The 13285-nt window shown below is 42.2% G+C and carries 9 protein-coding genes and 1 riboswitch; of the genes, 4 read left to right on the top strand and 5 right to left on the bottom strand.

Annotated features, from left to right (window positions below; translation table 11 throughout):
• Nucleotides 1–71 precede the first annotated feature (71 nt).
• From AC1RM2_RS13360 to metF, 3 genes are all read left to right on the top strand, one after another.
• Entirely contained in the window at nt 72–803 is a 732-nt protein-coding gene (locus AC1RM2_RS13360; RefSeq protein WP_492985559.1) for a Bax inhibitor-1/YccA family protein, read from the top strand.
• A 134-nt stretch (nt 804–937) separates the two neighbouring features.
• Nucleotides 938–1048, top strand: a riboswitch (SAM riboswitch).
• A gap of 137 nt (nt 1049–1185) precedes the next feature.
• Nucleotides 1186–4875 (top strand): methionine synthase, encoded by a 3690-nt coding sequence (gene metH, locus AC1RM2_RS13365; protein ID WP_492985560.1) that lies wholly within the window; start codon nt 1186–1188, stop codon nt 4873–4875.
• Between the two features lie 132 nt (nt 4876–5007).
• Nucleotides 5008–5964, top strand: a complete 957-nt coding sequence (metF, locus tag AC1RM2_RS13370) for a methylenetetrahydrofolate reductase [NAD(P)H] (protein WP_492985561.1) — start codon at nt 5008–5010, stop codon at nt 5962–5964.
• A 59-nt stretch (nt 5965–6023) separates the two neighbouring features.
• On the opposite strand, the gene AC1RM2_RS13375 is transcribed toward metF, so the two are convergent.
• Nucleotides 6024–6965, bottom strand: a complete 942-nt coding sequence (locus tag AC1RM2_RS13375; RefSeq protein ID WP_492985562.1) for a DUF6438 domain-containing protein — start codon at nt 6963–6965, stop codon at nt 6024–6026.
• 31 nt (nt 6966–6996) lie between these two features.
• Nucleotides 6997–7656 carry a DUF6891 domain-containing protein gene (locus AC1RM2_RS13380; protein ID WP_492985563.1) on the bottom strand — a complete coding sequence of 220 codons (660 nt, stop codon included), beginning with the start codon at nt 7654–7656 and terminating at the stop codon, nt 6997–6999.
• Nucleotides 7657–7738: 82 nt separating this feature from the next.
• On the opposite strand from AC1RM2_RS13380, the gene AC1RM2_RS13385 reads away from it, so the two are divergent.
• Nucleotides 7739–8296: a hypothetical protein gene (locus AC1RM2_RS13385; protein WP_492985564.1), complete on the top strand. Its 558-nt coding sequence runs from the start codon at nt 7739–7741 to the stop codon at nt 8294–8296.
• Between the two features lie 52 nt (nt 8297–8348).
• On the opposite strand, the gene AC1RM2_RS13390 is transcribed toward AC1RM2_RS13385, so the two are convergent.
• The 3 genes from AC1RM2_RS13390 to AC1RM2_RS13400 form a co-directional block, all read right to left on the bottom strand.
• Complete coding sequence (locus tag AC1RM2_RS13390) at nt 8349–10178, bottom strand: transthyretin-like family protein (protein ID WP_492985565.1); 1830 nt, start codon at nt 10176–10178, stop codon at nt 8349–8351.
• A 784-nt stretch (nt 10179–10962) separates the two neighbouring features.
• Entirely contained in the window at nt 10963–11901 is a 939-nt protein-coding gene (locus AC1RM2_RS13395) for a hypothetical protein (RefSeq protein WP_492985566.1), read from the bottom strand.
• Nucleotides 11902–12227: 326 nt separating this feature from the next.
• Nucleotides 12228–13166, bottom strand: a complete 939-nt coding sequence (locus AC1RM2_RS13400) for a hypothetical protein (protein WP_492985567.1) — start codon at nt 13164–13166, stop codon at nt 12228–12230.
• Nucleotides 13167–13285 lie beyond the last annotated feature (119 nt).

A 13285-nucleotide genomic window follows, 5' to 3' on the forward strand; every position in this document is an offset into this window, starting at 1 on the left:
TACCTGATACTGCCCTTCACAATATATTCACCAATTCTTCGTATATTCGTGTAGTAATTTATTATCAAAAAATGGAAATTAAAGATCCTGGATACGAATACAAAAACGTAATCCAAATAACAGAACAAGACGCATCGCGTAAATTTATAGCCAATGTATTTTTATGGATGTTTGTGGCTTTGGGCATATCTGCCATTTGCGCGTATGTGTTTTCTCAAAACCAAGCCTTATATCAAATGCTCAGGGACCCGGAAACCGGCCGTAATACAGGTTTAGGCACATTAGTAATGTTTGCTCCGCTGGCATTTGTTTTAATCATTTCTTTTGGCTTTCAGCGCCTTTCATATGCTGTGGCGGCCTTGCTATTTGTAGCTTTCTCGGCGGTAATGGGTATCAGTTTAAGCTATATACTCATTGTTTACACCACCGGCTCGGTAATCGGCGTATTTGTGACAACTTCGGTTGTTTTCGGCATCATGGCAATAGCAGGTTATACTACCAATACCGATTTAACAAAATTCGGCTCGCTAATGATGATGGGCCTGATAGGTATCATCGTTGCTTCGTTATTTAACATGTTTATAGGCAGCACCCAATTGGAATATATTATTAGCTATATCGGCATTGCAGTATTTGTTGGCTTAACCGCCTATGATGTTCAAAAACTGAAACGCATTGGCGCCGGCCTTGAATATGGCGATGCTTCTGCGGGAAAAATGGCGCTATTGGGCGGCTTAACCTTATATCTTGATTTCATCAACCTTTTCCTGATGATCCTGCGTTTATTTGGCAGAAGAAGATAATAAGCAACCAATATTTATTATTTAGAAGCTGCCCCGCAAAGGCAGCTTTTTTTATGCACATAAATTTACTTACCGTACACATAGCCGGCCATATAAACTATTGCATTTTACCGCTTTATTATGCACCTTTGCAGTGCTTATGGAGAAAGACGGAGGGATTAGACCCTGCGATGTCTTAGCAACCTGTGCTTCACAAGGTGCTACATTCTACTCAGCCGGCTAAACAGCCCTGGGAAAGATAAGCGAAAGTCAATTGAACACCCGACTTTTCGATGTAAGCTACGTTTTTTTGATTTCACAGATTAATTATGATTTCACCGATTTTTATCTGGTGTAAGTCAAAATCAGTGAAATCACAAAAAAAATCGGTGAAATCATAAAAATGGACATTAGAAAAGAATTAGAAAAACGCATCCTTGTAATTGACGGGGCTATGGGTACCATGATACAGCGGTACCAGCTTACCGAGAAGGATTTTCGTGGCGAAAGGTTTAAAGATCACATCAGCGATCTGCAGGGGAATAATGACCTTTTGAATATTACACGCCCGGATATTATCAAAGCTATTCATGCCGAGTATTTAGATGCCGGCGCCGATATCATCGAGACTAATACCTTCAGCACACAAATAATTTCACTGGCCGATTATAAGCTGGAAGAGCTGGCCTACGAACTTAGCTACGAAGGTGCCCGTATTGCCCGCGAAGTGGCCGACGAATACAACCAAAAAAATCCATCAAAGCCGCGTTTTGTAGCAGGTGCTATCGGGCCAACCAACCGTACAGCGTCCTTATCGCCAGATGTTAACGACCCCGGTTATCGCGCCGTTACCTTTGATGATTTGGCCAATGCTTATTATGACCAGGTACGGGGTTTGGTTGATGGCGGATCGGATTTATTATTAGTTGAAACTATATTTGATACCCTGAACGCCAAGGCGGCCTTGTTCGCTATCAATAAATACGCCCACGAGTCGGGCAAGCATTTGCCTATCATGATCTCGGGCACTATTACCGATGCATCTGGTCGTACCCTTTCCGGGCAAACGGTAGAGGCCTTTTGGAATTCTATCCGCCATGCCAACCTGTTATCAGTAGGTTTAAACTGCGCTTTGGGTGCCAAAGAAATGAGGCCGCATTTGGCCGAACTTTCTGAAAAAGCTGATGTATTTATATCGGCATATCCTAACGCAGGGTTACCCAACGAGTTTGGCCAGTACGACGAAACCGCGCATGAAACCGCACACCAGGTTGATGATTTTATTAAAGCCGGGTTGGTTAATATCGTTGGTGGTTGTTGTGGTACTACGCCCGAGCATATCAAATGCATTGCCGAAAAAGCAGCCAAATACCCACCAAGACTTATCCCCGAAATTGAACCCGACTTGCGCCTGAGCGGTCTGGAAGCGGTTACCATAAAACACGATAGCATTTTTGTAAACGTGGGCGAGCGTACCAACATCACCGGATCGCCAAAATTCTCGAAACTTATTTTAGCCGAGGATTATGAGGCTGCTTTAGCTGTTGCCTTGCAACAGGTAGAGGGCGGTGCGCAGGTCATAGACATTAACATGGATGAAGGCATGATTGATTCGGAAGCGGTAATGGTGAAATTCCTGAACCTGGTAGCATCCGAACCCGATATTGCCAAACTGCCTATCATGATCGATTCATCAAAATGGACGGTTATTGAGGCGGGATTAAAATGCATCCAGGGTAAGGGTATCGTAAACTCCATATCGCTTAAAGAGGGCGAAGAAAAATTTATAGAGCAGGCCCGCAAAATCCTTAGCTATGGTGCAGCCACGGTTGTAATGGCCTTTGACGAAACCGGCCAGGCCGATTCGTTACAACGCCGTATTGAGATATGTAAAAGATCGTATGATATACTGGTTAATGTGGTGGGGTTCCCTCCGCAGGACATCATCTTCGACCCCAACATCCTAACCGTTGCAACAGGTTTGGAGGAGCATAACAATTACGCGGTTGATTTTATTGAAGCCACCCGCTGGATAAAACAAAACCTGCCACATGCTAAAGTAAGCGGTGGGGTAAGTAATATCTCCTTCTCTTTCAGGGGCAATAATGTGGTGCGTGAAGCCATGCACTCCGCATTTTTGTACCACGCCATTGGCGCCGGTATGGATATGGGTATCGTGAATGCAGGCATGCTGGAAGTTTACCAGGAAATAGATAAAACTCTGCTTGAACTGGTAGAAGACGTACTGCTTAACCGCCGCGACGATGCTACTGAACGCCTTGTTGAATATGCCGATACCATAAAAAGTAAAGGCAAAGAGGTAGTGCGCGATGAAGAATGGCGCAAAGGAACTGTACAGGAAAGATTATCGCATGCGCTTGTAAAAGGCATTATTGAATACCTGGATGACGATGTGGAAGAAGCCCGCCAAACATACAGCAAACCGCTGGAGGTTATTGAAGGCCCCCTGATGGACGGCATGAACATAGTAGGCGACTTATTTGGCGCAGGCAAAATGTTTTTGCCACAGGTGGTAAAATCGGCCCGTGTAATGAAAAAGGCGGTGGCTTACCTGCTGCCATTCATCGAACTGGAAAAACAACGGGTTATTGATGCCGGCGAAGACAGCAGCGGCAGCCGTGCAAACGCCGGTAAAATATTGATGGCCACCGTAAAAGGCGATGTGCACGATATTGGTAAAAATATAGTAGGCGTAGTTTTGGCCTGTAACAACTTCGAGGTGATTGACCTGGGCGTAATGGTACCGGCGCAACGCATTATTGAAGAAGCTAAAAAACAAAATGTAGATATCATTGGCCTTAGTGGTTTGATTACGCCGTCGCTGGATGAGATGGTACACTTTGCTAAAGAAATGGAGCGCGAAGGTTTTACTATTCCGCTGATTATTGGCGGGGCTACTACCTCGCGTATCCACGCGGCCGTTAAGGTCGATCCGCATTACTCGGGTGCCGCAATCCATGTGCTTGATGCATCGCGCAGTGTTACCGTTTGCAGCAGCTTGATGAACCGTGATGGCCGGGATGCCTATATCAAAAATATTAAAGAAGAATACGCCAAATCGCGCGAAGCGCATTTGAATAAAAAATCGGACAAGCGTTTTGTTACCATCGACCAGGCAAGGCAGGCCCGCTTCCAGATCAGTTTGGATGGCGATGTAGCACCAAAACCAACGTTTACGGGTACCAAAGTATTTGAATCGTACCCGTTGGAAGAATTAGTTCCTTATATCGACTGGACACCATTTTTCCACACCTGGGAATTGCGTGGCAGCTATCCTAAGATATTTGCTGATAAATTTGTAGGCGATGAAGCCAAAAAGCTTTATGACGATGCACAGGTATTGTTAAAAAAGATAGTGAAAGAAAAACTACTGCATGCCAATGGTGTGATTGGTTTTTGGCCGGCCAATAGTGTTGGGGACGATATTGAGTTGTATACCGACGAAAGCCGAACCACCTTGTTGACCCGCATCCATACCCTGCGCCAACAGGCCGAGAAAGTTAAGGGCGACCCGTATTATGCTTTGTCAGATTTTATCGCGCCAAAAGAGAGCGGAGTACCAGATTATTTTGGAGGCTTTGCGGTAACAACCGGTATTGGCTGCGACGAGCTGGTTGCCGAATTTGAGGCCGATCATGACGATTATAACAGCATTATGGCCAAAGCCCTTGCCGACCGCCTTGCCGAGGCCTTCGCCGAAAAAATGCACGAACTGGTACGTAAAGAATACTGGGGCTACAGCAAAGGCGAACAGCTAAGCACCGACGATCTGATCAAGGAAGAATACCAGGGCATCCGCCCGGCCCCAGGCTACCCAGCCTGCCCGGACCATACTGAGAAAACAACCTTGTTCGAGTTATTGAAAGCCGAGGAAAATGCCAAAATGCATCTTACTGAAAGTTTAGCTATGACACCTGCAGCAGCTGTAAGCGGATTTTATTTCGCACATCCGCAGGCCAGGTATTTTGGATTAGGGAAGATAAGTAAAGATCAGGTGGAGGACTATGCGGTTAGGAAGCAAATGTCGCTTGAGGACGTTGAACGTTGGCTTGGTCCTAACATTAATTATTGATAGTAACATACAACAAACCGTCATTGCGAGGTACAAAGCAATCCCGAACTATACAGGGCGGATTTGCAAATCGGGGATTGCTTCGTACCTCGCAATGACGGATATAATAAGAAACTCGTACCAGAACAAACAATGAAAATAACGGAACATATTGCTAATGCAAAAGGCAAAACACTTTTTTCCTTTGAACTCATTCCTCCTTTAAAAGGACAGAGCATTCAGGGTATTTACGATGCTATCGACCCGCTAATGGAGTTTAAGCCGCCGTTTATTGATGTTACATCGCTGCGCGAGGATTTTATTTACAAGCAGCATGATAATGGACTGCTGGAGAAGCTGAGCTATCGCAAACGCCCGGGTACTATCGCCATCTGCGCGGCCATTATGAATAAGTACAAGGTAGATACCGTTCCGCATTTGTTGTGCGGTGGCTTTACCAAGGATGAGACAGAGAATGGCTTAGTTGACCTGCAGTTTTTAGGCATCGAGAATGTTTTGGTTTTGCGGGGCGACGCACGGCGGGGAGATGCATCTTTTGTGCCGACCCCTAATGGACATAACTATGCTACCGATTTATTACAACAGGTAGTAAACATGAACAATGGTGTATACCTGCATGAGCATAATGACGATAGCCTGAAAACCGATTTCTGCATTGGTATTGCCGGTTATCCCGAAAAACATTTTGAGGCTCCAAACCTTAAAACCGACTTTAAATACCTGAAACAAAAGGTTGATATGGGCGCAAATTTTATTGTTACCCAAATGTTTTTCGACAATCAGAAATATTTCGATTTTGTAAATAACTGCCGGGCTAACGGTATCAATGTGCCTATTATACCGGGGTTAAAACCTGTCACCAATTCAAAACAGTTAATCGGTTTAGCAAAAACCTTCCATATTGATATGCCCGAAGATTTATGCGACGCTGTTAACGGCTGCAAATCAGAAAAAGATGTGCGGGATATTGGTGTAGAATGGATGATAAACCAGTGCCGTGAGTTAATGGCTTTTGGGGTACCGGTACTGCATTTTTATACTATGAGCAATGCCGGGCCGACTAAGAGGATAGCGGAGGCGATTTTTTAGTGGAATATAAATGTCCTATTAGGAAAACGATGTTCTAAAGTAAGGGCATCTTTTTTTGTTTATTCAAAAAATTTAGTCCTTTTTTCCTTCACTTCCATCCATTTAGTATTGAATGCTATATTGTATATCTCCGATAATGTAAAGTTGCCCGACGAGCCGTAATCTTCGATCTTTTTTGTTTTACCGCCGTTAAAAACAACTGTCAATGTTGTTGTAGTTTGATCAGAGCAACGCACTTTATAGATGTTTCTTAAGTCGCCAAAGTTGGAGTATTGAAGCAATGCTAAAATATTTTTTATCTCGATTTTAGTTAGCTGCCCAATATAATTTTTAACTGAATTGTCCCAATCCTGTTGCTTTAAACAAGAACTGCTGAGCTTTTTGGGATTGATGGAAATCTTTATTCTTGGGCAACGCTCCTCACATATGCCATCATTATTAATCTCTATTTTTTCTATATCGTAGTGCCTGGATGATTTAACGTAGTTAATAAATCTATTATTCATTAACGTTATTGTATCGCACTCCAATTTGGTGTAAATAAATTTCTTCAAGACCGGGTCATAATTAATTTGGTCTTGACTGTAAAGCAGTACTATATCTTGGCCTTCTATATTCGTAATAACAGGATAAATAAATTGATATTTGCACCAATAGTTGGCAACTACTTTTTTGTATGTTCCATTAATTGAAAGAATTGCGAATATTTCTGGTAAACCATTTGCTCTAAAAACAAGAAGGTCGGTTTCTCCATTATTATCTATATCGGCTTTAAACCAATGTTTCGTTTTTAAAGAGTCAGCAACCTTTACCGCATCATTATAGTATTCATCAAATTTTCCATTACTCTTCCTATCGGTAAAAAATACTTTTACAAAAGTGAATACATCTTTGTCGGTTTTAATGGAATCTATATTATTGGCAGAACTATCCGTTGCCGATAAAGTCATTATTAATGCGAATGGCAGGTAAAAATGCTTAACGAAACTCATAGTCCACATAAGGTTGTTTGTTTAAGAATGTTATAGTTACCTACCATAGCTTCCAAAAAGGCTTCTGATTTGATTGAGGCTTAGTCAACATTTGTATAACCCGCTCTGCTCCCCATTCTTCATTGTCGGGTATTTTTTTCCAGTCGATGTTTACAATTTCTATCCGTTGGGTAACTGTGCCTGGCCAGTTTATCTGGAGGCCGTTTTCCTTGAGCGCTGCAACAATCATTTGGGCAACCTGCAGGGCCTCATCATCATTTTGCGTAACGCTATCAAAACCTAAATACAAGTTCCGGGTATTAAGCTCAACAGCCCTGGCTAAATCCTGCGAGTGATAATAGCAAAAGCCAATAGCATTAACACCTAATTCATCCAAGCGTTCTATGGTCTCCATGCAATCGCCTTCGCCATCTTGTTTGGTATAACCGGCGTTGTGCAGGCATACTATCTTTTGCGCAATCAGTTGGTCAAATGCTTTGGCCAGCTTATCAAATCCGGTTGGTTTTGTCCACTGCAAAGCTTCCTTTTGATGCCGATTGTATTTTTGATGGATGGTTTGTTTTAGCCAGTCTTCGTCAATGTCATCCTCTTCATAAAACATATCTTCTAACCCTTCAAAAATCTGTTGCTCATTTTCAAATCCAAACTTTATATCCAGTTCTATTTGCTCTAAAGCCTCGTCTTTCAGTTCCTGTGTCATTGGGGACGGTATATTTAATGTTTTTCTTAAAAGCTATTTATCAAATATCTACATTTAACTATTACCATCCACGTTACTATCTATGGATTTTTTCAGCCACATCAAGTCTGTTATTGGTATTATACTTGGCCTTAGCATTACCCATTTACTCAAAGGGGCTGCTAAGCAAATTCAGCATCCGGGGCGCAACAAACCTTATTGGGTGCACACCCTGTGGGCCTTTTACATGTTCCTGTTATTGCTGCATTTTTGGTGGTGGGAGTTTAACCTGCACGATATTAAACACTGGCTGTTCCTGGAGTATTTCTTCGTGATATTTTACATTGTAATTTATTACAGCGTGTGCGCCCTGCTTTACCCCGAAGACCTGAACGATTATAAAGATTACAAAGATTACTTTTATTCGCGCCGCAAATGGATATTCGGCATATTAGGGGCAAGCTACCTGTTAGATATGGTGGATACTTTTATAAAAGGACAGGCTTATTACAGCCACTATACGTTGGAATACCCCATTCGTAACATCAGTCATTTTGTGTTATGTATGGTTGCTATGAAGGTGGATAATAAGGTATTCCACTCCGTGCTGGTAATTGTGTTCCTGGTATATGAGTTTTCCTATATACTACGATTGTTTTAATACAAAAAGGGTATCCCGGTTAAGCGATACCCTTATGTATAGATAGATTTAATTACTTGCAAAAAATAACCTGGTTTGTTTTTACATAATCGTTCCAGTCGCCTGTGGTTAACTTACGTACAGTGTTTAGGGTTAAACTGTAAGCGCATGACGGCCAGGTATTAAATGCCGGCGACAGGGCCGCAGTTGCAAGGTTATATACCGCGGCATCTCCCCTTGGCACATTGCCCGATGGTAAACCCGATACACTACCTATCGCGTTCGACCATATGCCGATGTTCCAGCTGCCTATCAATTCATGATCAACTGTATAATCAACATGGGCTTGTGATTGTACGGGTGTACAACCGCTACCGCCACCGGCAAACAGCTCTTCCAGTTTAAGCAGGCTTACCTCGTTCCAGTTGTTTACGTATATTTTACCGATGATAGATTGTGTTTTTAAATTGGTAGATGCAGGGTTGGTTGGATCATCGGTTGTTTGAAACTTAAGGTACAGCATAGTGCCATTTTTTTGATTGGCCGCGCTAACCGCGCTGCCGGGGATTAAACCGGCGCTGGCATCGCCGCCGCCAATAATGGTATTGGTATTTAGTAAAACCAGCGGACCGTAAAAACCATTGTCCAATGCAGGCTGATCAACCCTTATCCAGCCATTGGCATCGGGGTGAAGTACATGATCGGCAATTGGGCTGGGGAAATTATCTGCCGGGATACTATCCGCAACCGAAGCTGGTTGCCCCAAATCAATAACCACATTTTGAAACGCAGGGCCTCCGTTCCAGGTAATTTGGCGGGTGGCAACCTTAAGTTGCGTTGGGTCCATCTGGGCGCTGGTAACGGGGCTGTAATTCACATTATCCAGCGAGTATAAAAAGCGGTAATGTAACGCACTTGCTGGTGCTGTGGGTACTTTTTTGGTTGCGTAGCCAACCAGGTTTACCGAGTTAAAGAAACCATAACCTACGCCTCCAACGCCCGATTTTGTGGTAAGCGTTTTGCCGGTGGCATCAATATCTGAGGTGATATTGAATTTACCAACCGATGTAAACCAGGGCACATCGCTGGTATAAATGCCGCCATCTTTTATGCAAAGTTTTACACAGAAACAATTATGCGCGTTATGCCTGTCGGTTTGGCGGCCGCGGGTACGATCTTCCTGTAATAAAACGGCACCTGATGACGATTCCACCCTGAAATAATAATCCGGGCCGGCTGGCCACTCTACATTTAAAAATGGCGAAAGCAGCGTTTGCCTGAAATTGGCGCCCGGATATACGATGGTAAATTTGCCATTGCTATCTGTATAGGCATTGCCCAAGGTATCGTCCTGTATCAAGTCCACATCGTAGGCAAATACTTTAACACCTGATAGTGGCTTTTTAGTTTCGCAGTCGGATACTATTCCGCAAACCACCCAGATATCTAACAGGGTAAGGATGCGGCAAAACCATTTAGGGTCTATCCTGTATTCAAAAAAAGCGACCTGCCCGCTTTCGGTTTGCTTAAAAGCCGGTTGCAGGGTGGTGATATGAAACTGTAGCGAAAGATCTTTAGCGTGGTGTGGCCCAATTTTTATAGGGGTATTGCCGCAATACCAGTCAACATCAAGCGTACCGCCATCGTAGCCGCTTTTGTCGCCTATCTCAATCACAAAATCGCCGTTATCCTGGAGTTTGCCTTCGGCTATAAATAGTTTTTCTTTTTCTTTCAGTTCGGCATCGGTAACCTGGTGAAACGTTTGTTTGGCATCGGCTACGGCCAGGCGGGTTTCGTTGGCCCTATCAAAGGTTTTGTAAACCTTTACCGAGTTGCCCGATACCGGCAGCTCGCAATCAGAACATAGCAAACCGCGTAGGTTGCCTTTAATAGTAAAGCTCATAGGTTTTTGTTTTTAGATTTTTCTTCCCGCCTACTCTTTGATTGGATTTTCGGCACCCTCCATAACTTTTTACAGCCCTGCTGTTTTGTTATGTCAAAGGTTTCACTAAAAAAAGCCCCTATCAACGTTGCTACTACTGTTTTAGGCCCTATGATTGTACGCGATTGAAAACGTAGTACTACAGTTTTTGTCGCGTAGAAATACGCGGGGGGGGTATGATACTTGAAACGATGTTGTTGGATTTGGGGGAATATTGAAAATTTAATTTCGCGCAAAGGCCGCCTGGATCACTAAGAGGTTCCTAAAGAAAAAAAACAGACCGTCATTGCGAGGTACGAAGCAATCCCCGATATGCTAAGTCCCACATAGTTTGGGATTGCTTCATACCTTATAATGACATGATTGTAAGCTGTTAATTATCAGAGTTGTTTTTTAATGTAGATACGCAATACTTTGCGTCTCCCCCAGGACATTCAAAATTTACAGGCTCAATTTGCATGTGTGATTTGCATGCGGGAGACGCAAAATGTTGCGTCTCTACAAAAGCCCCGTTTACAATTATGTCATTACTGTTTTTTCAAGCATAGGCTGGTGGATACTCGCAATGACGCGCGGGTTTGTGCTTCATTAGAATTATTGAAACATGCACAAATCAAATTTAGACAGCTTTTAACAAAAAAATAAGCAAATCAATTTTCGCCTCGGCGACTTTACGCGAACCCCCTTAAATGCAAAAAAGCGCCTCCCCATAAAGAAAAGACGCTTTTTTTGACCTGGAAACTCCTTATTGATATAAATAAGTATCCGTTAAATGTTGCATTGCTTCCTGGAAAAGGCTGTAAGCAGTTACCTCATCATTATTGTTTATGGAAGTAATTGACGTTTGGATGTACTTGTCATAAATCTCTTTAAATATAATGGCCTTGTTTTCTTCTTTATCAATGGCCTCAAGCAGGGATGCAGAAATTGTATAATATTTTTCAATCTCGGCACCGTTGAATTTTTCCTGCAAAATTTTATCTCTGAAACCCCGAAGCACATTTAGCTGGCCATCGACTTCTTTACCGGCAAAGTTGGTTGCAATCCGGGTAAGGGCGCATGGGTCTGAACTACCGGTCTTCGGACAACCCGGCGAACCAGGACAAGGCAACGCTTCCTCCAAATACATTGTCATCTCATTTTCAGGTTGAATCATTGGTTTATATGGTAAATTCTCCTCAATTATATACCCAAAATGATAGATAAAACTTTTGCATTCGGTTGCATTTAGAAGCTCCATTAACCGAACACGGCCAAAAAACGATCCCCGGTTAATTTTTGTGTAATGCATGCTGGCATCCAGCTTCTTAAAGTTAAGCACATGGTTAAAAAGCACTTGCCAGGTTTTTTCTAACGAGATTACCTCGCCTGTATTGGTGATAAAGCCATCTTTTTTAATAATAGCATTTGGAAGGCTGTCATTCACAGTATAATTGGCAGGAATAAGTACCAGTATCCTTGATGAAGGATCATTTGCATCAGTAAGGCCGTTCATGAATTTAATGCCCGATACGCTGCTGTCACTAAGAACCGTCTCAACGGCAGACTTAGACAAGTTTACAAAACGGGCTTCTGATGGGAATTTAGTTCTGAAGTTCTGAGCAAGTTCGCGATAATAGCTTTCGGTGATGAACTCCCCTACAAGGGTAGGGTCAAGCACGATACTCAACATTTCTGTTTTCATTTTAATTGGTCTATGGTTTAAAATTTGATTAATTACTTATTGATGTATTAATACAAATGCAATATAATATATATTTATTACGACACCCATATTGCCCCTTAATAAAGTTATTAATATTTGTTTAAATCAAAGTCCAGGCTGTTATTTCAATTTTATGATTAGCCCCAAATATCATCCTGCGTGCTACTACAGTTTTTTGCTGCGTAGAAATAAGCAACAGAATTTGTGATATTTAAAAAAGGATAGTTTAACAAACGCAAAAAAGCGCCTTCTCCTACGGAAAAGACGCTCTCTTTATCTGGAAGAAACCCTTACTGATATAAACCTTATTGATATAAATAGGTATCCGTTAAATGTTGCATTGCTTCCAGGAAAAGGCCATAAGCAGTTGCCTCATCATTATTGTTTATGGAAGCAATTGACGTTTGGATATACTTGTCATAAATCTCTTTAAATATAACGGCCTTGTTTTGTTCTTTATCAATGGCCTCAAGCAGAGATGCAGAAATTGTATAATATTTTTCAATCTCGGCACCATTGAATTTTTCCTGTAATATTTTATCCCTGAAACCCCTAAGCACATTTAACTGGCCATCAGCCTCTTTGCCAGCAAAGTTGGTTGCAATACGGGTAAGGGCGCAAGGCTCTGAACTGGTAGAAGCAGGGCAACCTGCTGAACCAGGGCAAGGCATTGATTGTTCAATATACATATTCATTCCATCCGATGGCTGGATAATAAGTTTATAAGGGAGGTCTTCGCCCTTTAAGTAGCCAAAGTGATATATAAAAGTACTGCAATCTGTAGCGTTCAAAAATTCATTTAAACGAAACTGCCCCATGAATGAACCGCGGTTAATTTTGGTATAATGGGCGGCCGGCTCCAATTTCTTGAAATTCAATACATGGTTAAATAATACCTGCCATGTTCTTTCAAGCGAGATCCGCTCGCCGGTATTGGTCATGAACCCGTTTTTATTAATAATGGAGTTGGGTAAGCTGTTTATAACTGTGTGATTAGCTGGAATTAACACCAGTATCCTCGACGATGGATCATTTGCGTTTTCAAGGCCATTCATAAATTTAATGCCGGATACGTTGTCTTCTTTTAAAACCGCTTCTACAGCTAAGCGGCTAAGGCTTACCGAACGAATTTCGGACGGAAACTTTCGTTGAAAGTCTTCTGTTAGTTCTTTGTAAAAGCTTTCGGTAATAAATTCACCTACAAGAGTAGGGTCGGGCAAGGTGGTTAACATTTCTGTTTTCATTTTAATTGGTTTATGGTTTTAAATTTGATTAATTACTTATGGAGGTATATTAATACAAAGGCAATATAAAATATATTTATTATAATACACATATTGTTCCATAATAAAGTTGTTAATAT

This window comes from Mucilaginibacter sp. GW822-FHT03E02, from assembly GCF_058801545.1.

What these genes read in the sequence shown, in the direction of transcription:
- AC1RM2_RS13360 (WP_492985559.1), top strand. Translation starts at nt 72, where the DNA reads ATGGAAATTAAAGATCCTGGATACGAATACAAAAACGTAATCCAAATA.
- metH (WP_492985560.1), top strand. Translation starts at nt 1,186, where the DNA reads ATGGACATTAGAAAAGAATTAGAAAAACGCATCCTTGTAATTGACGGG.
- metF (WP_492985561.1), top strand. Translation starts at nt 5,008, where the DNA reads ATGAAAATAACGGAACATATTGCTAATGCAAAAGGCAAAACACTTTTT.
- AC1RM2_RS13375 (WP_492985562.1), bottom strand. Translation starts at nt 6,965, where the DNA reads ATGTGGACTATGAGTTTCGTTAAGCATTTTTACCTGCCATTCGCATTA.
- AC1RM2_RS13380 (WP_492985563.1), bottom strand. Translation starts at nt 7,656, where the DNA reads ATGACACAGGAACTGAAAGACGAGGCTTTAGAGCAAATAGAACTGGAT.
- AC1RM2_RS13385 (WP_492985564.1), top strand. Translation starts at nt 7,739, where the DNA reads ATGGATTTTTTCAGCCACATCAAGTCTGTTATTGGTATTATACTTGGC.
- AC1RM2_RS13390 (WP_492985565.1), bottom strand. Translation starts at nt 10,178, where the DNA reads ATGAGCTTTACTATTAAAGGCAACCTACGCGGTTTGCTATGTTCTGAT.
- AC1RM2_RS13395 (WP_492985566.1), bottom strand. Translation starts at nt 11,901, where the DNA reads ATGAAAACAGAAATGTTGAGTATCGTGCTTGACCCTACCCTTGTAGGG.
- AC1RM2_RS13400 (WP_492985567.1), bottom strand. Translation starts at nt 13,166, where the DNA reads ATGAAAACAGAAATGTTAACCACCTTGCCCGACCCTACTCTTGTAGGT.